19 protein-coding genes are annotated in these 20543 nt (G+C 67.9%); 9 read left to right on the forward strand and 10 right to left on the reverse strand.

Features of this window, described 5'->3' with window-relative positions:
- The 5 genes from ABNQ39_RS23240 to ABNQ39_RS23260 form a co-directional block, all read right to left on the reverse strand.
- Positions 1 to 1050: an ABC transporter permease gene (locus ABNQ39_RS23240; protein ID WP_376960953.1), complete on the reverse strand. Its 1050-nt coding sequence runs from the start codon at positions 1048 to 1050 to the stop codon at positions 1 to 3.
- Entirely contained in the window at positions 1040 to 2608 is a 1569-nt protein-coding gene (locus ABNQ39_RS23245; RefSeq protein ID WP_376960955.1) for an ABC transporter ATP-binding protein, read from the reverse strand. Before ABNQ39_RS23245 ends, ABNQ39_RS23240 begins: the two co-directional genes overlap by 11 nt.
- 17 nt (positions 2609 to 2625) lie before the next feature.
- The gene (locus ABNQ39_RS23250) at positions 2626 to 3651 is read right to left on the reverse strand and encodes a BMP family protein (protein ID WP_376960957.1); all 1026 of its coding nucleotides are present in this window, start codon (positions 3649 to 3651) and stop codon (positions 2626 to 2628) included.
- A gap of 287 nt (positions 3652 to 3938) precedes the next feature.
- The gene (locus ABNQ39_RS23255; RefSeq protein WP_376960959.1) at positions 3939 to 4106 is read right to left on the reverse strand and encodes a DUF2256 domain-containing protein; all 168 of its coding nucleotides are present in this window, start codon (positions 4104 to 4106) and stop codon (positions 3939 to 3941) included.
- Positions 4103 to 4975, reverse strand: a complete 873-nt coding sequence (locus ABNQ39_RS23260; protein WP_376960961.1) for an IclR family transcriptional regulator — start codon at positions 4973 to 4975, stop codon at positions 4103 to 4105. The genes ABNQ39_RS23255 and ABNQ39_RS23260 overlap by 4 nt, the downstream gene beginning before the upstream one ends.
- Positions 4976 to 5163: 188 nt before the next feature.
- Here ABNQ39_RS23260 and ABNQ39_RS23265 point away from each other — a divergent pair, with 188 nt between their 5' ends.
- The 7 genes from ABNQ39_RS23265 to ABNQ39_RS23295 are packed head-to-tail and all read left to right on the forward strand — an operon-like array spanning position 5164 to position 11885.
- Complete coding sequence (locus ABNQ39_RS23265; protein ID WP_376960963.1) at positions 5164 to 6258, forward strand: ABC transporter ATP-binding protein; 1095 nt, start codon at positions 5164 to 5166, stop codon at positions 6256 to 6258.
- A complete protein-coding gene (locus ABNQ39_RS23270; RefSeq protein ID WP_376960965.1) occupies positions 6255 to 7160 on the forward strand; it encodes an ABC transporter permease in 906 nt (301 codons plus the stop codon). The genes ABNQ39_RS23265 and ABNQ39_RS23270 overlap by 4 nt, the downstream gene beginning before the upstream one ends.
- A gap of 7 nt (positions 7161 to 7167) precedes the next feature.
- Positions 7168 to 7962 carry an ABC transporter permease gene (locus ABNQ39_RS23275; protein ID WP_376960967.1) on the forward strand — a complete coding sequence of 265 codons (795 nt, stop codon included), beginning with the start codon at positions 7168 to 7170 and terminating at the stop codon, positions 7960 to 7962.
- A gap of 40 nt (positions 7963 to 8002) precedes the next feature.
- Positions 8003 to 8293 (forward strand): (2Fe-2S)-binding protein, encoded by a 291-nt coding sequence (locus ABNQ39_RS23280; RefSeq protein WP_376960969.1) that lies wholly within the window; start codon positions 8003 to 8005, stop codon positions 8291 to 8293.
- Positions 8290 to 9675 (forward strand): NAD(P)/FAD-dependent oxidoreductase, encoded by a 1386-nt coding sequence (locus ABNQ39_RS23285; protein WP_376960971.1) that lies wholly within the window; start codon positions 8290 to 8292, stop codon positions 9673 to 9675. Before ABNQ39_RS23280 ends, ABNQ39_RS23285 begins: the two co-directional genes overlap by 4 nt.
- A complete protein-coding gene (locus ABNQ39_RS23290; RefSeq protein ID WP_376960973.1) occupies positions 9675 to 10793 on the forward strand; it encodes an NAD(P)/FAD-dependent oxidoreductase in 1119 nt (372 codons plus the stop codon). Before ABNQ39_RS23285 ends, ABNQ39_RS23290 begins: the two co-directional genes overlap by 1 nt.
- Before the next feature lie 30 nt (positions 10794 to 10823).
- Positions 10824 to 11885 (forward strand): ABC transporter substrate-binding protein, encoded by a 1062-nt coding sequence (locus tag ABNQ39_RS23295; protein WP_376960975.1) that lies wholly within the window; start codon positions 10824 to 10826, stop codon positions 11883 to 11885.
- 77 nt (positions 11886 to 11962) lie between these two features.
- On the opposite strand, the gene ABNQ39_RS23300 is transcribed toward ABNQ39_RS23295, so the two are convergent.
- On the reverse strand, positions 11963 to 13354 hold the full coding sequence (locus tag ABNQ39_RS23300) for a class II 3-deoxy-7-phosphoheptulonate synthase (protein ID WP_109449780.1): 1392 nt from the start codon (positions 13352 to 13354) through the stop codon (positions 11963 to 11965).
- Between the two features lie 320 nt (positions 13355 to 13674).
- On the opposite strand from ABNQ39_RS23300, the gene ABNQ39_RS23305 reads away from it, so the two are divergent.
- Complete coding sequence (locus ABNQ39_RS23305; RefSeq protein ID WP_376960977.1) at positions 13675 to 15039, forward strand: AmpG family muropeptide MFS transporter; 1365 nt, start codon at positions 13675 to 13677, stop codon at positions 15037 to 15039.
- Positions 15040 to 15088: 49 nt separating this feature from the next.
- Here the strand turns inward: ABNQ39_RS23305 and ABNQ39_RS23310 are convergent, their stop codons facing one another.
- From ABNQ39_RS23310 to ABNQ39_RS23325, 4 genes are all read right to left on the reverse strand, one after another.
- The gene (locus ABNQ39_RS23310) at positions 15089 to 15985 is read right to left on the reverse strand and encodes a manganese catalase family protein (protein WP_376960979.1); all 897 of its coding nucleotides are present in this window, start codon (positions 15983 to 15985) and stop codon (positions 15089 to 15091) included.
- 278 nt (positions 15986 to 16263) lie between these two features.
- On the reverse strand, positions 16264 to 16746 hold the full coding sequence (locus ABNQ39_RS23315; RefSeq protein WP_376960981.1) for a hypothetical protein: 483 nt from the start codon (positions 16744 to 16746) through the stop codon (positions 16264 to 16266).
- 173 nt (positions 16747 to 16919) lie between these two features.
- Positions 16920 to 18287 carry a glutathione-disulfide reductase gene (gor, locus tag ABNQ39_RS23320; RefSeq protein WP_376960983.1) on the reverse strand — a complete coding sequence of 456 codons (1368 nt, stop codon included), beginning with the start codon at positions 18285 to 18287 and terminating at the stop codon, positions 16920 to 16922.
- A gap of 131 nt (positions 18288 to 18418) precedes the next feature.
- The gene (locus ABNQ39_RS23325) at positions 18419 to 18913 is read right to left on the reverse strand and encodes a flagellar basal body-associated FliL family protein (protein ID WP_376960985.1); all 495 of its coding nucleotides are present in this window, start codon (positions 18911 to 18913) and stop codon (positions 18419 to 18421) included.
- A gap of 434 nt (positions 18914 to 19347) precedes the next feature.
- Here ABNQ39_RS23325 and ABNQ39_RS23330 point away from each other — a divergent pair, with 434 nt between their 5' ends.
- Positions 19348 to 20541 (forward strand): nicotinate phosphoribosyltransferase, encoded by a 1194-nt coding sequence (locus tag ABNQ39_RS23330; RefSeq protein WP_376960987.1) that lies wholly within the window; start codon positions 19348 to 19350, stop codon positions 20539 to 20541.
- Positions 20542 to 20543: the final 2 nt, after the last annotated feature.

The following is a 20543-nucleotide window of genomic DNA, read 5'->3' on the forward strand; positions in this document are numbered from 1 at the left end:
TTACCCCCGCCGCAGCCGGTAGCGCGCCAGCAGCCCGGCGACCAGCATGCAGAGCAGGCTGGTGGCGACCAGGACGTCGGCGATATAGTTGGGAACCGGCATGGCCCGGCTCATGGCGTCGGCGCCGACGAAGATGCCGGCGATGAACAGCGCGGCCCCGACCACCCCGATGGGATGCAACTGCGCCAGCATGGCGACGACGATGCCGCTGTAGCCGAAGCCCGGCGACAGGTCGAGCGTCAGGTACCCTTTCAGCCCGCAGACCTCCGCGGCCCCGGCCAGCCCGGCCAGCCCGCCCGACAGCAGGGCGGTGCGCAGCATCACCCGCGTCACCGGCATGCCGGCGAAGGCGGCGGCGCGCGGGTTGGCGCCGACCGCGCGGTTCTCGTAGCCCCAGATGGTGCGGGTGTCGATCAGCCACAGCAGCACCGACAGGCCGAGCGCGATGGCGAGCCCGGCATGCAGGCGGGTGCGCGCCACCAGCTTGGGCAGCTCCGCCGCCTCGGCGACCGGCGCCGACTGTGGCCAGCCCATGCCCATCGGATCCTTCAAGACCCCTTCCAGCAGCAGCGACACCAGCAGCAGGACGACGAAGTTCAGCAGCAGGGTGGTCACCACCTCGTCGACTCCGAAGCGGACCTTCAGCACGGCGGGGCCGAGCAGGGTGACGCCGCCCGCCGCCATGCCGGCGATCATCACCAGCGGGATCAGCGCCCAGGCCGGCAGGTCGAGCATGCCGCCGCCGACCACCACGGCGGCCAGCGCGCCCATGTAGAGCTGGCCCTCCGCCCCGATGTTCCACAGCTTGGCGCGGAAGGCGACGGCGGCGGCGAGGCCGGTGAGGATCAGCGGGGTGGCGCGGGTCAGTGTCTCGGTCAGGGCAAAGCGGGAGCCGACGGCGCCTTCGAACAGCAGGCCGTAGGCGCGCAGCACCGGGGCGCCGGTCCAGGCGACCAGCAGGGCGCAGAGCGCCAGCGCCGCCACGACGGCGCCCACCGGTGCCAGCAGCCGCAGGGCGAGCGGGGTATCGGTGCGCGGTTCAAGCCGCATCAACAGTCTCCGGCAGGATGTCGCGCAAAACGTCCCAATGCCCGGCCATCAGCAGGCCGAGCTGGCTGACCGACACCCGGTCATGCGGCAGCAGCGGGGTGAGGCGCCCGTGATAGGCGACGGTGACGCAATCGGCCAGCGCCAGGATCTCGTCCAGATCCTCGGAGATCAGCAGGACCCCAGCCCCGGCGGCGCGGGCGTCGAGCAGCCGGCTGTGGACGTAGGACACCGCACCGATGTCGAGTCCACGCGTCGGCTGGCTCGCCAGGATCAGGTCCGGCCCATGGGCCAACGTGCGGCCGAGGATCAGCTTCTGCATGTTGCCGCCCGACAGCAGCTGTGTGCGGGCATCGGGACCGGGGCAGCGGACGTCGAACTCCTCGATCACCTCGCGGGCGTATGCCCGCGCCGCCCCGCGCCGCAGCACGCCGAAGCGCGAGAAGGATGAGTCGTGGTAGCGCTCGGCGATCAGGTTCTCCCACACCGCCATGGCGCCGACCAGACCGGCGCTGTGCCGGTCCTCCGGGATGCGGGCGACGCCGCGCCGGACCATGTCGGCCGGATCGGCATGCTCGACCACGCTGCCCTTCAAGGACAACCGGCCGGAGTCGGGGCGGATCAGGCCGCTGACCAGTTCGGCCAGCGCCGTCTGGCCGTTGCCCGACACGCCGGCGATGCCGACCACCTGATGGCGGCGCACCGTCAGGTCCACCCGGTCCAGCAGCGGACGGCCATGGCCTGAGGCCACTGTGACGCCCGCCAGCTCCAGCACCGGTTCGCCGGGGCTGAGCGGGGCGGGGGCCGGCGGCTTGACGCTGCGGCCGACCATCAGCTCGGCCAGCTTGGCGCGGTCGGTGGAGGCGGTGGCGTGGGTGGCGACCAGCTTGCCGGCGCGCAGAACGGCGACGGTGTCGCTGGCGGCGAAGACCTCGTTCATCTTGTGGCTGATGAAGACGACGGCGAGCCCGTCGGCGGTCAGCTTGCGCAGCGTCTCGAACAGCCCGGCCGATTCCTGCGGCGTCAGCACCGCCGTCGGCTCGTCCAGGATCAGGATGCGGGCGTCGCGGTAGAGCGCCTTCAGGATCTCCGCCCGCTGGCGCTCGCCGACCGACAGCTCGCCGACCAGCGCGTCCGGCCGCACCTCCAGCCCGAAGCGCTGGGACAGATCGAGCAGCCGGCGGCGGGCGGCGCCCCGGTCGGAGCGCCAGCGCCACAGCGATTCGGTGCCGACGGCGATGTTGTCCAGCACCGACAGATTGTCCGCCAGCGTGAAATGCTGGTGGACCATGCCGATGCCGGCCTCCAGCGCCGCGCGGGGCGAGCCCGGCGGCAGCGGGCGGCCGAACGCCTCGATGGTGCCCTCGTCGGCGACGTAATGGCCGAAGAGGATGTTCATCAGGGTGGTCTTGCCGGCACCGTTCTCGCCAAGCAGCGCCAGCACCTCGCCGGCGCGGAGCGTCAGCGAGATGCCGTCGTTGGCGAGCAGCGGGCCGAACCGCTTGGAGATGCCGGCGAGCCGGAGGACGACCTCCGGCCCAACTGTCACGGGTGATGACATTGCGGATACGCCGGGCTTTACATCGTCGACTTCGGCTCGGCGTCGTTGACCTTCACGGTGAACTTGCCGTCGCGGATCTGCTGCTCGCGTTCCGTCACCTTCGCCTTGACGGCGTCGGGGACCTTCGCCTCGAAGGTGCCGAGCGGCGCCAGGCTGGAACCCTTGTGCGCCATCATGCTGTAGGGGCCGTAATCCTCGGCCTTGTAGCTGCCGGCCTTCACCGCGGCGATGGCGCGCTCCACCGACGGCTCCATGTGCCAGAGCGCGCTGGCGACGACGGTGTCGGGATATTGCGGCTGGGTGTCGATGACGTTGCCGATGGCGAGCACCTTGCGCTCCTTGGCGGCGTCGGACACGCCGAAGCGCTCGGCGTACATCACGTCGGCGCCGCGGTCGATCATGGCGAAGGCGGCTTCCTTGGCCTTGGGCGGGTCGAACCAGGAGCCGATGAAGCTGACCGAGAACTTGACCTGTGGATTGACCTCCTTCGCGCCTTCCATGAAGGCGTTCATCAGGCGGTTCACCTCGGGGATCGGATAGCCGCCGACCATGCCGATGACGTTCGACTTGGTCATGCCGCCGGCGACCATGCCGGACAGGTAGGCCGGTTCCTGGATGTAGTTGTCGAAGACCGAGAAGTTCGGCTCCTGCGGCTTGAAGCTGGAACCCATGACGAAGGCGGTCTTCGGATAATCCTTGGCGACGGCGCGGGCGGCGCGCTCCACCCCGAACACCTCGCCGAAGACCAACTGCTGGCCGGCTTCGGCATACTGGCGCATCACGCGCTCATAGTCGGTGTTGGCGACCGACTCGGCCCAGACATACTCGATGTCGCCACGGTCGGCGGCGGCCTTCAGCGCGACATGGATGCGGCTGACCCACTGCTGCTCGATCGGCACGGTGTAGATGCCGGCGACCTTCACCTTGCCGTCCGCGAATGCCGGCAGGGAACCGCCGGCCGCCGCCGCGAAGGCCACTGCGGCGACGCCGCACAGCACCGCACGGCGCGTCATACCCCCGGCCGCCTTGCCAAAGACGTTCATCGCCCGATCCCCCATCCCCCGAACCGACATCATGAGTCCCCTTCGTCGCTGAGTATCGTTGGTCGCGTATCGTTGGCCGCCGTTGCCGACGGCAGTATGGCCGAGCCGCCGGAGTCATGAATACTCGGGAATGTGCCCGTAAATCCATGGACCCGTGCGGCCGCAATTTCGAATGCAACGGAAATGCCATCCGCCGGGAGCGCTGGCCATCTCGCAGGCAGAAACTTCCGGCTGTTCAGAATGCTGGCATGTGATTGAATAAAGGGCAATTCTTCCTGACGATCCGGTCAGGATCGCGGCGCATCTCCGTCCCGCTTGCGGGTGTCGCCGCGGCAGCGGTCGGAGCAGTATTTCACCTCGTCCCACACCCGCTCCCATTTCTTCCGCCAGGTGAAAGGGCGGTTGCAGACCGGGCAGGTCTTGGCCGGCAGGTCGGCCTTCTTCACGCCCTTCATGCCGGGCCGCCGCCCAGAATCGCGGCGGGACGGCGCAGGACCGGGTCGAAGGGGTTCAACTGGCGGCTGATCGCGGTGGATTCGCGTTTCAGGATGTCGACCACCACCGGCAGCCGCTCTTCGTTCAGCCGCTCGCTGATCGTGCCGACGCTGAGCGCCGCCACGGCATAGCCGTCGCGGTCCAGCACCGGAACCGCCACGCCGGACATGCCCGGCAAGAGGCCGGTGGACCGGCTGGCATAGCCGAGGTCGCGCACCCGCGCGATTTCCGTGCGCAGATAGACCTCGTCGATGATGCCCACCCCCTGCATGCGCGGCAGGTTGAAGCGGATGACCTCCTCCCGCTCCTCCGCATGCAGGAAGGCCATGATGGCGAGGCTGCCCTGACCGACGCCCAGCGTCACCCGGCCGCCGATGTCGCCGGTGAAGGAGCGGATGGGGAAGGGGCCTTCGCTGCGGTCCAGGCACACCGCATCGAAGCCGCTGCGCACCAGCAGGAAGATGGTGTCGCGCAGCGTCGCCGACAGGCGCAGCAGGATCGGCCGGCAGATGTCGCGCAGGTTGTTCGGGTTGCCGGCCTGCGCCGCCAGCCCGAACAGGTCGATGCCCAGCCGGTAGCGCTTGGTCGCCTTGTCGGCCTCGGCCATCCCCTCTTCGACCAGGATCTTCAGCAGGCGGTGGACGGTCGGCGGGGTGAGGTCGAGCGCGCGGGAGATGTCGGTCAGCCGGGCCCCCGCTTCGTTGGAGGACGCCAGCAGGCGCAGGATCGCCAGCCCGCGCTGCAGACTGGACTTGCTGCCCGCCTCGTCTGAACCGGAACTCTCGACACCCGCACTGTCTTTTGCCCTGCGGCGGAGGTCGGCGCTCATGTTCGGCTCCGTTCTGAAAATCGGTGATGTTGGCTGCCCCATCTATTCCGCATATCGGAAGCTTTTGCAAAATCTTTTCTGTTGGTGGAAAAAGCGGATTGACGCGACCGGGGGTGCGGCAGAACCATCGGGGCAACAGGTGAGGCCCGGAGACCGAGGCCAATTGTCGCAAGAGGGAGAATTCCCCCGTGTCGTTCCTCGAATTGAAAAACATCACCAAGCGCTACGGCCCGATGACCGCGGTCGGCGACGTCTCGCTGTCGGTGGAAAAGGGCGAGTTCGTCTCCCTGCTCGGGCCTTCGGGCTGCGGCAAGACCACGACCCTTCAGATGATCGCCGGTTTCGTCGAACCGTCGGCCGGCACCATCCGGCTGGACGGGCGCGACATCACGCGGGCCAAGGCGAACAGCCGCGGGCTGGGCATCGTGTTCCAGAGCTACGCGCTGTTCCCGCACATGACCGTGTTCGACAATGTCAGCTTCGGCCTGGAGATGCAGCGCGTGCCCAGGGGCGAGCGCAAGCCGCGGGTGGAAGAGGCGCTGTCGCTTGTCCACCTCTCGCCCTATGCCAAGCGCTACCCGCGCGAGCTGTCGGGCGGCCAGCGGCAGCGTGTGGCGCTGGCGCGCGCGCTCGTCATCCGCCCGCCGGTTCTGCTGCTGGACGAGCCGTTGTCGAACCTGGATGCCAAGCTGCGCGAGGCGATGCAGTTCGAACTGCGCGAGATTCAGCGCAAGGTCGGCACCACCACGGTCATGGTCACCCACGATCAGGCGGAAGCCTTCTCGATCAGCGACCGCGTCGTGGTGATGGAGGCCGGGCGCATCACCCAGATCGACCAGCCCTACCGCATCTACGAGCATCCGGAGACGGAGTTCATCTCCCGCTTCGTCGGCAAGACCAACCTCCTGCCGGGCAAGGTCGTCACCGCGACCGGCGCCGGCGCCACGGTGTCGCTGGCCGGCATCGCCGTGCCGGTGGAGACTGCCGGCCTGTCGGTGGGCGAGACGGTGACCCTGTGCATCCGGCCGGAGAAGCTGCACCTGACCGCGCCGTCGGGCGGGCTGCTGACTGGCCGTGTCGCCGACCGCTTCTTCCTGGGCAGCCAGTGGCTCTATCACATCGACGGGCCGCTCGGCACGCTGATGGTGGTGACGCCGAACGACGGCTCCACCCCGGCGGAGCAGGGCGCCCCGGTCGGGCTGGAATGGTCGCCGTCGGTCGTCCGCGTCCATCGCGGCGCCATGGCGGAGGCTCCCGACGTGGCGCTCGAGGTGACGGGATGAGCGCAACCCTTCCCGACGCCGCTCCTGCCTCGCCGGGCGAGGAGACGCATGAGCGGCGCTTTCCCACCGCTCCGCTGTTCCTGTCGGGGCCGGCCGCGCTGCTGTTCGCGGCGCTGGTGCTGACCCCGCTGTTCCTGACGGCGCTCCTGTCCTTCAACCAGTTCGACTATGCGACCGGGCGCACCGGCGGCTTCACGCTGGAGCATTATCTGGCGGTCGTGACCGACGAGTATTACCTGGAAATCTTCCTGCGCACCTTCCGCATCTCGGCGCTGGCGACCGCCATCTGCGTGGTGATCGGCGTGCCGGAGGCCTACATCCTCAGCCGGATGAGCAACCCCTGGCGCTCCATCTTCCTGCTGGTGATCCTGGCGCCGCTGCTGGTGTCAGTCGTCGTCCGCGCCTTCGGCTGGAGCATGCTGCTGGGGCCGGAAGGACCGGTGAACGGGGCGCTGATCGCGCTCGGCATCGGCCGGATGAAGCTGCTCTACAGCGAGGGCACGGTGGTGGTGGCGCTGGTCCACGTCATGCTGCCCTTCATGGTCATCCCGGTCTGGACCTCGCTTCAGAAGCTGGACCCGGCGGTGGAGCAGGCGGCACTCTCCTTCGGCGCCTCGCGCGCCACGGCCATCGTCCGGGTGGTGGCGCCGCAGATCCTGCCCGGCATCCTGTCGGGAAGCCTGATCGTCTTCGGCCTCAGCGCCAGCGCCTTCGCCATTCCAGGATTGCTCGGCGGGCGGCGGCTGAAGATGGTCGCGACCGTGGTCTACGACCAGTATCTCAGCGACCTGAACTGGCCGATGGGGGCCGCGGTCGCCGTCATCCTGCTCGCCGCAAACCTGATCATCATGCTGACCTACCACCGCATGGTGGAAGGCCACTACCGCCGCCGGCTGGGGTGAAGACGCCATGACCCGCAACGGACCCGTCGCCCTGTTCTTCCACACGTTGGTCGTCATCTTCATGCTGGCGCCGCTGGTGATCGTCTGCCTCGTCGCCTTCACGCCGGAAAACACGCTGTCGCTGCCGACCAGGGGCTTTTCGCTGCGCTGGTTCGAGGCGGTGTTCCACCACCCGGATTTCGTCCAGTCCTTCTGGAACAGTCTGTGGCTCGCCGTCCTGTCGGCGACGCTGGCGGTGGCGCTGGCGGTTCCCGCCTCGCTCGCCATCACGCGCTATGAATTTCCCGGCCGCGGCTTCCTCAATGCGCTGTTCCTGTCGCCGCTGATCATCCCGCATCTGGTGCTGGGCGTTGCCATGCTGCGGCTGTTCGCCGTCGTCGGCGCCGCGGGCAGCTTCGGCTGGCTGGTGGCGGCGCACATGGTGATCGTCACGCCCTATGTGATGCGCCTGCTGATCGCCGCCATCTCCGGCTTTGACCGCAGCGTGGAGCAGGCCGCCTTCTCGCTGGGCGCCAGCGAGGCCACCGTGTTCCGCCGCGTCACCCTGCCGATGATCCTGCCCGGCGTCACCGGCGGCTGGCTGATCGCCTTCATCAACAGCTTCGACGAGCTGACCATGTCCATCTTCATCACCTCGCCGTCCACGGTGACGCTGCCGGTGCGGATGTACATGTACGCCACCGAATCCATCGATCCGATGATGGCGGCGGTTTCGGCGCTGATCATCGGCATCACCGCGGTCGCCGTGCTTCTGCTCGACCGTGTCTATGGGTTGGACCGCATCCTGGTCGGCCAGCACTGAGCGTCCGCTCCGGCCGTCCTCTCTTCGGAGACCAGTCATCATGGCTTTGCTGCAGCGTGTGGCCGAACAGGGCCGGCGCGTGGTCCGCTTCACCCTCGACGGGCGTCCGGTGGAGGCGCTCGAGGGCGACACCATCCTGACGGCCATGCTCACCAACGGCGACCGGCTGCGCCGGACGGAGTTCGCCGACACCCCGCGCGCCGGCTTCTGCATGATGGGCGCCTGTCAGGATTGCTGGGTGCGGACGGAGGAGGGCGAGCGGTTGCGTGCCTGCGGCACCTTCATCGTCGACGGCCTGCGCCTGCTGAGCGGCGGGGAGTGGACGTCGTGAGCGAAGTTCTCCCCCCCGTCATCGTCGGCGCCGGCCCGGCCGGCATCCGTGCGGCGGACCGGCTGGTCGCCGCCGGCCTGCGTCCGGTGGTGGTGGACGAGGCGGCGCGCTGGGGCGGCCAGATCTACCGCCAGCCGCCTGATGGTGGCTTTACCCGGCCGAAGAAAGCGCTCTATGGGTTCGAGGCCGGCAAGGCCGACGCGGTCCATCGCGCCATGGCGGCGATCCGCGACCGCGTCGACTACCGTCCGCGCACGCTGGTGTGGAACTGCGAGGCCGGGGCGCTCGACCTGCTGAGCGACGGGGCGAGCGAGGCCTTGCCCTTCAGCCATCTGATCCTGGCGACGGGCGCCACCGACCGCGTGCTGCCCTTCCCCGGCTGGACGTTGCCCGGCGTCTTCACGCTGGGCGGGTCGCAGGTGGCGCTGAAGTTCCAGGGCTGCGCCGTCGGCCGTCGGGTGGCCTTCCTCGGCACCGGGCCGCTGCTCTATCTGGTCGCCTACCAGTATCTGAAGGCCGGGGTCGAAGTGGCGGGGGTGTTCGACACCACGCCCTTCGCCGCCCAGGCCCGTGCCACCGCCGGCATGCTGCGCGATCCGGCGACGCTGGCGAAGGGGCTGCTGTTTGTCGGCTGGCTGCGCGCCCACGGCGTGCCGATCCATAACGGCGTCCGCCCTGTGCGCGCCGAGGGAGCGGAGCGGGTCGAGGCGCTGGTCTGGCGCGATGCCCGCGGGCAGGAACGGCGGACGGGCTGCGATGCGGTCGCCTTCGGGCTCGGGCTGCGGTCGGAAACCCAACTGGCCGATCTCGCCGGCTGCCGCTTCCGCTTCGACGAGGCCGACCGGGCCTGGCTGCCGGAGCGGGACGGGGCAGGGCGCAGCTCGGTTCCCGGTGTCTATCTCGCTGGCGACGGCAGCGGCATCTCCGGTGCCGATGCGGCGGAACTGGCGGGAGAGCGCGCGGCGCTGGCGCTGCTGGAGGATCTCGGCCGGCCGGTCGAGGATGCGCGGGTCAAGGAACTGGACGGCCGTCTTGCCCGCATCGCAGCCTTCCGCCGCAGCCTGTCGGCTGCCTTCCCCTTCCCGGCGGACTGGGCCGACGCGATTGCCGACGACACGATGATCTGCCGCTGCGAAGGCGTCACCGCCGGTGCGGTGCGCGAGGTCGCCCGCAGCGGGCAGGCCCGCGAGATGAACCGAGCCAAGGCGCTGACCCGCGCCGGCATGGGCCGCTGCCAGGGCCGCATGTGCAGCGCCACCACCGCGGAACTGCTGTCCCGCACGCTCGGCACCGGTCCCGATGGGGTGGGGCGCCTGCGGGCGCAGCCGCCGATCAAGCCGCTGCCGGTTACTGCCGGTGCCGAGCGGCGGGAGGTCGCGTGATGCGGGAACGGATCGAGTGCGATGTCGCCATCGTCGGCGGCGGGATCGTCGGCGGGTCGGCGGCGCTGTTCCTGCGGCAGGCCGGCCTGTCCGTCACGCTGCTGGAGCGCGACTGGTGCGGCGCCAAGGCGAGCGGCGTCAATTTTGGCGGCGTGCGCCGGCAGGGCCGCCCGCTGGAGCAACTGCCGCTGTCGCAGCGCGCCCATGCCATCTGGGGCCGGCTGCCGGAGCTGCTGGGCACCGACGCCGAATATATCCGTTCCGGCCATCTGAAGCTGGCGCGCAGCGAACCCGATCTCGCCTCCCTGATCGACTATCGCGAGCGCACCCAGGGCTTCGGCCTCGGGCTGGAGATCGTCACCGGCGAGGAGTTCCGCCGGCGCTGGCCGGCGCTGGGCGACCGCGCCATCGGCGGATCGCTCTGCCCGGAGGACGGCCATGCCAACCCGCGCCTCGTCTCCCCCGCCTTCGCCCGTGCGGCGGCGAGGCTGGGTGCGGTGGTGCGCGAACAGACGCCGGTCGACCGCGTGGAGAAGGACGGCGACCGCTTCGTCCTGCTCAGCGGCGACGCTCTGGAGGTCCACGCCCGCTTCCTGCTGAACACCGCCGGTGCCTGGTCCTGGCGGGTGGCGGAAGCCTTCGGCGAGCCGGTGCCGCTGGAATCGCTCCATCCCAACATGGCGGTGACGGAACCGCTGCCCCGCTTCCTCGACGTCAACATCGGGGTGGAGGGCGGCGGCGTCTATGGCCGGCAGGTGCCGCGCGGCAATATGGTGGTCGGCGGCGGGCGCGGCTTCGCGCTGGACGCCGACCGCGCCCGGCCGCAGCGCGACGCCGTGCTGACCCTGATGCGCGACGCGGCGGAGCTGTTCCCGCAACTGCGCCACGCCCACGTCATCCGCTGCTGGACCGGGGTGGAGGGCTATACGCCCGACCGCAACCCGATCATCGGCCCCAGCCGTACCACGCCCGGCCTGTTCCACGCCTTCGGCTTCTCCGGCGCCGGCTTCCAGATCGGCCCCGGCGTCGGCCAGACGCTGGCCGAACTGGTCACGACCGGCGAGACCCCGATGCCGCTGGAGCCCTTCCGCATCGACCGCTTCACACCGACCGCTTAAGATCCCCCCTTGGCCTATTGGAGGACGTGCATGCCCACCTTGCGTTCCCTGTCGCTCACCGGTCTCGCCACGGTTGCCATCACGGCCGCCGCCGCGCTCTCCACCCCCGCCGCCGCCCAGACCAAGACGGTCTACATCGGCATGAACGGCGGCACGATGGAGAAGACCTACACCGAGAACGTCTTCCCCGCCTTCGAGAAGGCGACCGGCATCAAGGTGGTGGTGGTTCCCGGCACCTCGTCCGACATCCTGGCCAAGCTGCAGGCCCAGAAGGACAACCCCCAGATGCACGTCGTCTTCCTCGACGACGGGCTGATGTACCGCGCCATCGGCATGGGCCTGTGCCAGAAGATGGACAGCTCTCCGGTGCTGAACGACGTCTACCAGTCCGCGCGCCTGAAGGGCGACATGGCGGTCGGCGTCAACATGGGCATGACCGGTCTCGCCTATAACAAGGCGATGTTCGACGAGAAGGGCTGGGCGCCGCCGACCAGCTGGATGGATCTGGCCGATCCCAAGTATAAGGGCAAGATCGTCGTCCAGTCGGCCGCCAGCAGCTCCTTCGGCCTGCACGCCTTCCTGATGTACAACCGCATCAAGGGCGGCACCGAGGCCAACGTCGATCCGGGCTTCACCACCTGGCGCAAGACCATCGGCCCGAACGTGCTGGAATACATCCCCAGCTCGGCCAAGATCGCCGAGATGGTGCAGACCAACGAGGCGGCCATCTTCCCGCTGACCCCGACCGGTGTCGGCAGCCTGAAGGCCAAGGGCATCCCGGTGGAATATGCCCAGCCCAAGGAGGGCTCGGTCGTTCTGATGGTCGGCGAGTGCGTCGTCGCCAAGAACCCGGACAACGAGGCCGCGCAGAAGCTGGCCGCCTATCTGCTCGGGCCGGAGGCGCAGCTCGCCGCCCTGCAGTACGGCGCGCAGATCCCGTCCAACACCAAGGTCACCCCGCCGGCCGAGGTCGCCGACGAGATGAACAAGTTCCAGGGCTACATGAAGAACGCCGTCACGGTGGACTGGGACGTCATCAACGAGAAGCGTCCGGACTGGAACCAGCGCTGGAACAAGGAAATCGAACGGTAACGCAGGCAATAACCGGGGCATGAAAAAGGGGGCGGAAACGCCCCCTTCTCTTTTGGCCGGACCTTTCGGCGGATGCCTTATTCCGCCGCCACCGCGGCGCGGCGCCGGGCCTCGCGGGACTGGCGGCCTTCCTTCAGCTTTTCCGACAGCAGGAACGCCAGCTCCAGCGACTGGCTGGCGTTCAGGCGCGGATCGCAGGCGGTGTGGTAGCGCAGAGCCAGATTGTGATCGGTGATCGCCTGGGCGCCGCCGGTGCACTCCGTCACGTCCTGGCCGGTCAGTTCGAAATGCACGCCGCCGGCATGGGTGCCTTCGGCCTGATGCACCTCGAAGAAGCCGCGTGCCTCGGCCAGCACCCGTTCGACGGGGCGGGTCTTGTAGCCGGTGGTCGACTTGATCGTGTTGCCGTGCATCGGGTCGCAGGACCACACCACGGTGCGGCCTTCGCGCTGGACCTTGCGCAGCAGCGGCGGGAACTTCTCCGCCACCTTGTCGGAGCCCATGCGCACGATCAGCGTCAGGCGCCCGGCCTCGTTGGTCGGGTTCAGGATGTCGATCAGGCGGATCAGCTCGTCCGGGTCGGTGGTCGGGCCGCACTTCAGGCCGATGGGGTTCTTCACCCCGCGCAGGAACTCGACATGGGCGCCGTCGGGCTGGCGGGTGCGGTCGCCGATCCACAGCATGTGGGCCGACACGTCGTACCAGTCGCCGGTGGTGCTGTCGACGCGGGTCAGCGCCTGCTCGAACGGCAGCAGCAGCGCCTCATGGCTGGTGAAGAAGTCGGTCTCGCGGATCTGCGGGGTGGTCTCCGCGGTGATGCCGCAGGCGGCCATGAAGGCCAGCGTCTCGTCCAGGCGGGTGGCCAGCTCCTGGAAATGCTCCCCGGCCGGCGACTTCTCGACGAAGCTCAGCGTCCACTGATGGACCTTGTGCAGGTCGGCATAGCCGCCCTGGGCGAAGGCGCGCAGCAGGTTCAGCGTCGCGGCGGCCTGGGTGTAGGCCTGCATCATGCGCTCCGGATCGGGAACGCGGGCGTCGCTGGTGAAGTCGAAGCCGTTGACGATGTCGCCGCGGTAGGACGGCAGGTCCACCCCGTCGATCGTCTCCATGTCGGCCGAGCGCGGCTTGGCGAACTGGCCGGCCATGCGGCCCACCTTGATGACCGGGATCGAGGCGCCGAAGGTCAGCACCACGGCCATCTGCAGCAGGACGCGGAAGGTGTCGCGGATGTTGTTGGGATGGAACTCGGCGAAGCTCTCGGCGCAGTCGCCGCCCTGCAACAGGAAGGCCTGGCCGGCGGCGGCCTCGGCCAGCTTGGCCTTCAAACGGCGGGCCTCGCCGGCAAAGACGAGCGGCGGATAGGAGGACAGGCGCTGTTCGACCGCCTCGACCTTGGACAGGTCGGGATAAGTCGGCAACTGCTTCGCCGGTTTCGTCCTCCAACTGGCGGGTGTCCAACGCTCGACCATGACGCGCCTGCTCTTCCTTGACGATTGCGGAACGGGGGCCGGGCGGGCGGCGAACGACCGGCGGCGAATCCCGTGGGAGGTACTCTATAGCGCGACTCGCGGAAACTTTTCCATAGTTTCGGCTCCCTTGCCGGCAATGCTGTGCCGCGGGCATAGGCCGCCTGCCACCGGGGGTGATTTCAGATGAAAGGAAATTCGCGTCGGGCCCTTGTGCTTTCCGTCGATGAGCAGGGGGGCGATGAGCAGGGTCCGCTGGCGGCGGATGCCCGCGGCCTTTATACATCGGGGGCGACGGACCACCCCCTAGAGGAGCCCTCCCGGTGAAACCGACATCCTGGCGGACAACGCGCCTGTCCTCCTGGGGGCAGGCGCTGGCGGTCTACCGCGACCCGCGCGTGCTGGCGATCCTGTTCCTCGGCTTCTCCGAAGGGCTGCCGCTGGCGCTGACCGGCGCCACGCTGAATGTCTGGCTGACCGAGCAGGGCGTCAGCCGGACCAACATCGGCCTGTTCGCGCTGGTCACCATGCCCTATGCGCTGAAATTCCTGTGGGCGCCGCTGATCGACCGGCTGCGCCTGCCGGTGATGACGCGGCTGTTCGGGCGGCGGCGCGGCTGGGCGCTGACGGCGCAGGCGGCGCTGATCGCGGCATTGCTGGGGCTCGGGACCACCGATCCGGGGCAGGATCTGTGGTGGACCGCCATGTGCGCGGTGCTGGTCGCCTTCTGCTCGGCCAGCCAGGACATCGTGGTCGATGCCTACCGCGTCGAGGTGCTGGAGGAAAACCAGCAGGCCGCCGGTGCCGCGGTGCTGGTGCTGGGCTATCGCTTCGGCATGATGGCGGCGGGGGCGGGCGCGCTCTACATCGCCGAGTTCCATGGCTGGCGCACGGCATACGAGGTTATGGCCGGGCTGGTGCTGGTCGGCATGGCGACCATCCTGCTGTGCCGCGAACCGAAGGAGCCGCCGCCGAACGCCCGTGAAAAACTGATCGCCGAATGGCTGGGCCACCGGCCGCACCTGTCGGGCCGCAGCGCCGTGCTTCTCGCCTGGATCTACGGTGCGGTGGTGGCGCCCTTCGCCCAGTTCATGGAGCGGCGCGGCTGGGTGGTCATCCTGGCCTTCATCGCCAGCTACAAGCTGGGGGAGGTGCTGGCCGGCCAGATGTCCTCGACCTTCTACATCAGCCTTGGCTTCACCAAGGTTGAGATCGCCAACGTCAGCAAGCTGTTCGGCCTGTGGGCGACCATCGCCGGCGGTCTGCTGGGCGGCCTGCTGGTGGGAAAGGTCGGGGTGCTGCGCGGCCTGATGATCGGCGGCATCCTGCAGATGGTGTCGAACTTCGGCTATGTCGTGCTGGCCTGGAGCGGCAACGACGTGTCGATGCTGGCGGTCACCGTGGCGGCGGAGAATGTCTGTGCCGGCATCGCGACCTCGGCCTTTGTCGCCTACCTGTCCAGCCTGTGCAACGTCGCTTACACGGCGACCCAGTATGCGCTGCTGTCCAGCCTGTACAAGCTGGGCGGCGACCTGTTCGGCGCCTCGTCGGGCTGGCTGGCGGAGCGGCTGGACTGGGTCAGCTTTTTCCTGCTGTCGATGGCCGGCGCCATTCCGGCCCTGTGCCTGCTGATCTGGCTGATGGGCCTGCACAGGCGCGAGGAAGAGGCCGCCGTCCCTGCCCAGTGACAGGGACGGCGATGCCCGAGGAGCCGCTTATCAGCCCCCGCCATTAGCCTCAGGTGGTGCTCTTGGTCTTGCCGGCGCCCGGCCCGGCGCCCAGGTCGGCGCCGGTCAGCGGATCGGAGTCGGGCTTCGACATGGTGCGGGCGGCCACGGCGTTGACCGCCGCCAGTTCCGAAGCGGCGAGCTTGACCGTCGGGTTGCCGTCGCCGCCGTTGACCGGGGCGTCGCCCATCTTGACGTCCACGAACTCCCACTGGGCGCCCTGGTTCCAGGGGCCGCGCATGTCGCCCTCGCCCTGGCTGGTGTTGTAATACTTGTCGGTGTATTCCGGCTTGCCCGGCAGCTTGCCCGGCGGGAAGTTGTTGTCGATGGCGTAGAGCGCCTTTTCGAAGCTCTTCTGGTGGGCGATCTCGCGGGTCATCAGGAAGCCCAGCGCATCCTTCACGCCGGGATCGTCGGTGACGTTGATCAGGCGCTCGTAGATGATCTTCGCACGCGCTTCCGCCGCGACGTTGGAGCGCAGATCGGCGGTCGGTTCGCCGATGCTGTCGATGTAGCCGCCGGTCCACAGCTGCCCGGCCGAATTCACCAGGGCCGGACCGCCGCCATACAGCAGCGACAGGGTGTGGCTGCCATTGCCCTGGGTGATGTTGGCGTACAGGTCGGCGGTCGCCTCCGCCCCCTCGGCCAGCTTGCCCTTGGCGCCCTTGGTCAGCATCGCCACGATGGAGCCGATGATTTCAAGGTGGCTCAATTCCTCGGTCGCTATGTCGATCAGCAGGTCCTTGCGGCCCGGATCCTCATCGGCCAGACCCTGGGTGAAATAGCGCATGGCCGCGGCCAGCTCGCCCTGCGGGCCGCCGAACTGTTCAAGCATCAGGCTGGCGAGCACCGGATTCGGCTCGGACACGCGGACCGTGTACATGAGCTTTTTGTTGTGCATGAACATGCGAGGAATTCCTCCTGGGTCAGATGGCCCGCCTTGCGGGGGGCCGCGGATCGGCGCGACCGGGTCCGGACCGGATCGCTTCATGTCCTCAACCCAGGATTTTTAGAAGCGTTCCAGGAAGAATGCCTGTTTCGGAGTGTTATGCCGGATGGATCACAACGGCGGTGGAAACGATTGCCTTCCGTATAGAAGCTGGTCGTGGAACAAAAACGCCCACCCGGTTTTTCACATCCGGGTGGGCGCCTTTGCTGACAAGCACCGATAAGTGCCGGGGAGGCTTACTGCGCCTGGGCGCGGCAGGCTTCCAGGGCCGAGATCGCCTTGCGGGTGTCGTCGAGGTAATAGGTGTAGGCGTAATCGTCGCCCTTGCCGTCGATCTCCATGTAAAGCTCGCGGCCATTCATCAGGGCGTCGATCGCCTTGGAGGTGGCCGGGATGCCGACGACGGCCATCGTCTTGTCGATGGCGGCGCCCGGAACCTTGTCGCTCCACTTCTTATCGACCGACAGGGAGATCGAGAGATCTTCCTTCTCCTTCAGCTTCCAGGCGGAATCGCCGAAGATCAGAACCATCGCCTGGCCCTTGTTGGTGTAGGCCAGGGCGATGGTCGCGGTGTCCTTCGAGTCCGTCTTCCACTCCTGCGTGATGGCGCAGTCCTTGTCGATCTTGACGTCCCAGACGCCGATCTTGGTCTGAGCATGAGCCGCGCCGACCGAGGCGAACGCCGCAACGCAGGCAGCCGCTGCAAAAATTCCACGCATGTTTGGAGCCATTCCCTGGGAAAATTATTCGTACCACCATGGTAGGTACCACAATCGGCCAAGGTCCAGGGATTTCCGGTCCTTATTGGCATGCAACTGGACCATGAGCGGAGGATTCCGCTCATGGTCCAGTTGCGGACGGCCCGTCGCCGCCTTGCGGTGGGGCTGTCCGTTCAGATCGTCTTTTCCGGCTCCGCCTTTTCGCGCATCAGCACGAATTCCTCCGCGGTGGAGGGATGAAGGGCGATGGTGCGGTCGAAATCGCGCTTGGTGGCACCGCAGTTCATCGCGATTGCCAGGGCCTGCATCATCTCGGGCGCGTCCATGCCCATCATGTGGCAACCCAGCACGCGCTGGCTTTCACCGTCCACCACCAGCTTCATCAGCACCCGCTCGTCCCGGCCGGACAGGGTGTGCTTCATCGGGCGGAAGCCGGCCTTGTAGATGTCGACTTTCGCAAACTTTTCCCGTGCCTGCATCTCGGTCAGGCCGACGGTGCCCAGCGGCGGCAGGGAGAACACGCCGGTCGGCACATTGTCGTAACCGATGTGCATCGGGTTGTCGTTGAACAGCGTCTCGGCCAGGGCGCGGCCTTCGGCGATGGCGATGGGGGTCAGCGCCATGCGGTCGGTGACGTCGCCGATGGCATAGATGTTGTCGACGGAGGTGCGCGACCACTCGTCGACCGAAATCGCGCCGGCCTCGTCCAGGGCGATGCCGACCTCTTCCAGGCCCAGATTCTTCGTGTTCGGGCGGCGGCCGGTGGCGGCCATCACCAGACCGGCGGAATGCTCGCGGCCCATATGGTCGGTCAGAGTATAGCCGCCGGCCCCCTTTTCCAGCTTCGCCGGCTTGCAGCGCGAGATGATGGTGATGCCGCGTTTGCGCATTTCCTGCGCCAGGGCGACGCGGATGTCGTCGTCGAAGCCGTTCAGCAGATCGTCGCCGCGGATCATCAGCGTCACCTCCGCGCCCAGACCGCGGAAGATGCTGGCGAACTCCACCGCGATATAGCCGCCGCCGATGATCAGGACGGAGTGGGGAAGCGTTTCCAGATGCAGCGCCTCGTTGGAGGTCACGGCATGCTCCATCCCCTCGACCTGCGGCAGCGTCGGCCAGCCGCCGGTGGCGATCAGGATGTTGCGGGCGGTATAGCGCTTGCCGTCGACCTCAACGGTATGGCGGTCGACGATCCGGCCGAACCCCTCATACAGGGTGACGCCGGAGTTCTTCAGCATGGTGATGTAGATGCCGTTCAGCCGGTCGATCTCGCTGTCCTTGCGTGCGATCAGCGTTTCCCAGTCGAAGGACGCCATGGGCGCGCTCCAGCCATAGCCGGCGGAGTCCTCGAAACCGTCGCGGAACTGGGCGGCGTAGACCAGCAGCTTCTTCGGCACACAGCCGCGGATCACGCAGGTGCCGCCGACGCGGCTGCCCTCGCAGATCGCCACCTTGGCGCCATAGGACGCAGCGCGCCGGCTGGCGGCGACGCCGCCGGACCCTGCCCCGATGGTGAAGAGGTCGAAATCGAACTCGGCCACGGCCGTCTCCTTCCGCAACTGGACCCTGATCCTGCAAACAATTCCCCCGGACGATTCCTGCGATCGGTCGGGGCCTGTTCACTGTGGACCGGCAGCATATGGGGAGGTGCGGGGCGTTGGGAAGCGCGCCCTCAGCGCAGCAGCATGTCCTGGATCAGGACTTGTCGAAGTTTCAGCGGGCGCATGGTCTTGTTGGCGACGTAGCGCAGCGCGTCCTTGATGTAGACCTGCCCGTCGGCCCCGCGCAGTTCGGCCGGATCGACCTCCAGCAGGCGCCGGCCCATGGCGTCGGCGATGCGCGGCAGGTGGGGTGTCACCGCCTCCATCGGGGTTGCCGGATCGAATTCCAGCACGGCGCGCAGCCGCAACTCCTGCAAGCGGCGGCCGTCGTTCAGCGTGATCGTCAGGGTAGGCAGGGCGGCATAGACGGCCGGTGAAACCTCGACCCGTGCCGGGGGATGGGCGCCCTGGGCGGGAACCGGACGCAGCAGCAGCACACCGCCGACCCCGGCGCCGGCAAAGGCAAGCATCAGCCCCAGCAAGGCCAGGACGATCCGGTTTCCGGTGCCATCGAAGGAGGGCAGGCCGTTCCTGTTGGATCCGGCGAACTCCAATTCCGCGGACATCGCTGCCTTGCTCATTCCGCTCTGCCTGGATGTTGCCGACGAACCGATGCTTGAAACCTTAAAAGCGCGGAAGTGGTAGGTCAAATAAAGGTATTTTATTGGATTTTTTCTTTGATTGTCGATGGGCGGCCGGATTTCAACTGCTGACTTGGGACATGGCCTTTGGCGGCAGCCGATCTATTCCGTGACGGCCGCAATCCGGCTTCCCGCGGAAAACGCAACGCAGCCATCCGCGGCGGGTCGCCCGGACGGGAAGGCTCTTCCCCCGTCCGGCCGGGACGTATAATGCTGGGATTTCAACACAACCGTCCGGCTGCCCTGTTCGGGGGCCGGGCCGGCGACGACGAAGCACTGTGAACGCCATGCGCAGACCGATGCGTGGACTCATGTGCAGGGCCATGTGCCGACAGGGGCGAAAGGCGAGGGTGACGGGTATGAGTGACACCGACAACCGTTCAGCTGGCAACCAGGCGGCCGGCAGCCGGAAGGGTGGACAGGGGCCGACGGCTCTCCTCCCGTCCTCCGCCTCGGTTCCCGACTGGACGGACACCTATTTCCGCCGCACCAAGGAGGCGGTGGGCAAATTCGGCGACAAGACCGTCACCTACGCCATCTTCATGCGGCGTCCCGTGGTCTGTGCCCCGCGCCTTGCGGTGGAATGGCTGGAGGCGGTGGCGCGCGAACGCAACACCAGCTTCCAGATCGAGCTGAACTATCCCGAGGGCAAATGGGTCGGCGCCGGCGAGCCGATCATGTACATCACCGGCTCCTTCTACCATCTGGTCGATTGCGAGACGATCCTGTTGCAGAAGCTGGGCCCGGCCAGCGTCGCCGCCTACAACGCCTTCACCATGTGCGCCGACCTGCCGAAGGTCGCCTTCCTCGCCATGGATGCCCGCCACTGCGCCGGGACGGAGATGGCGGAGATGATGGCCTATGCCGCCTCCGTCGGCTCCGACCGGGCCAAGCGCAAGGTCGGGGCCAAGGGCTTCATCGGCAACGCCACCGACGCCACCGCCCCCTATTTCGGTCAGGAGAAGGGCATGGGCACCATGCCGCACGCCCTGATCGGCTATGCCGGATCGACGGTGCGCGCGGCGGAGATGTTCCACGAGACCTTCCCCGACCTCGGCCTGACCGTTCTGGTCGATTATTTCGGCCGTGAGATCACCGACGGGTTGGAAGTCTGCCGCCGCTTCCCGCAGCTGGCCGCCCAGGGCAAGCTGTCGCTGCGGCTCGACACCCCCGGCGGCCGGTTCGTCGAGGGGCTGGACCCGCCCGGCTCCTACGCCGTGCTGGAGCGCCATGCGCCGCATGCCATCCGCGGCTATCGCGACGAGACGCAGCTGCGCTATCTGATTGGCACCGGCGTGTCGGCGGCGGCGATCCACTATGTGCGCGAAAGGCTGGACGATGCCGGCTTCCCGGCGGTGAAGATCGTCGCCAGCAGCGGCTTCGGCCCGGCCAAGTGCCGGCTGATGGCGGAAGCCAACGCGCCAGTGGACATCATCGGCACCGGCAGCTACCTGCCCGAACGCTGGACCGAAACCTACGCGACCGCCGACATCATCGAGTATGACGGCGAGCGCCGCGTGAAGGTCGGCCGCGAGTTCCTGTTCCGGCGGTAGCG

This window comes from Azospirillum sp. A26 (genome assembly GCF_042604635.1).
Classification (GTDB): domain Bacteria; phylum Pseudomonadota; class Alphaproteobacteria; order Azospirillales; family Azospirillaceae; genus Azospirillum; species Azospirillum palustre.

Coding starts and splice junctions, on each gene's coding strand:
- ABNQ39_RS23240 (WP_376960953.1), bottom strand. CDS start 1,050: ATGCGGCTTGAACCGCGCACCGATACCCCGCTCGCCCTGCGGCTGCTG.
- ABNQ39_RS23245 (WP_376960955.1), bottom strand. CDS start 2,608: ATGTCATCACCCGTGACAGTTGGGCCGGAGGTCGTCCTCCGGCTCGCC.
- ABNQ39_RS23250 (WP_376960957.1), bottom strand. CDS start 3,651: ATGAACGTCTTTGGCAAGGCGGCCGGGGGTATGACGCGCCGTGCGGTG.
- ABNQ39_RS23255 (WP_376960959.1), bottom strand. CDS start 4,106: ATGAAGGGCGTGAAGAAGGCCGACCTGCCGGCCAAGACCTGCCCGGTC.
- ABNQ39_RS23260 (WP_376960961.1), bottom strand. CDS start 4,975: ATGAGCGCCGACCTCCGCCGCAGGGCAAAAGACAGTGCGGGTGTCGAG.
- ABNQ39_RS23270 (WP_376960965.1), top strand. CDS start 6,255: ATGAGCGCAACCCTTCCCGACGCCGCTCCTGCCTCGCCGGGCGAGGAG.
- ABNQ39_RS23275 (WP_376960967.1), top strand. CDS start 7,168: ATGACCCGCAACGGACCCGTCGCCCTGTTCTTCCACACGTTGGTCGTC.
- ABNQ39_RS23280 (WP_376960969.1), top strand. CDS start 8,003: ATGGCTTTGCTGCAGCGTGTGGCCGAACAGGGCCGGCGCGTGGTCCGC.
- ABNQ39_RS23290 (WP_376960973.1), top strand. CDS start 9,675: ATGCGGGAACGGATCGAGTGCGATGTCGCCATCGTCGGCGGCGGGATC.
- ABNQ39_RS23295 (WP_376960975.1), top strand. CDS start 10,824: ATGCCCACCTTGCGTTCCCTGTCGCTCACCGGTCTCGCCACGGTTGCC.
- ABNQ39_RS23300 (WP_109449780.1), bottom strand. CDS start 13,354: ATGGTCGAGCGTTGGACACCCGCCAGTTGGAGGACGAAACCGGCGAAG.
- ABNQ39_RS23310 (WP_376960979.1), bottom strand. CDS start 15,985: ATGTTCATGCACAACAAAAAGCTCATGTACACGGTCCGCGTGTCCGAG.
- ABNQ39_RS23315 (WP_376960981.1), bottom strand. CDS start 16,746: ATGCGTGGAATTTTTGCAGCGGCTGCCTGCGTTGCGGCGTTCGCCTCG.
- ABNQ39_RS23325 (WP_376960985.1), bottom strand. CDS start 18,913: ATGTCCGCGGAATTGGAGTTCGCCGGATCCAACAGGAACGGCCTGCCC.
- ABNQ39_RS23330 (WP_376960987.1), top strand. CDS start 19,348: ATGAGTGACACCGACAACCGTTCAGCTGGCAACCAGGCGGCCGGCAGC.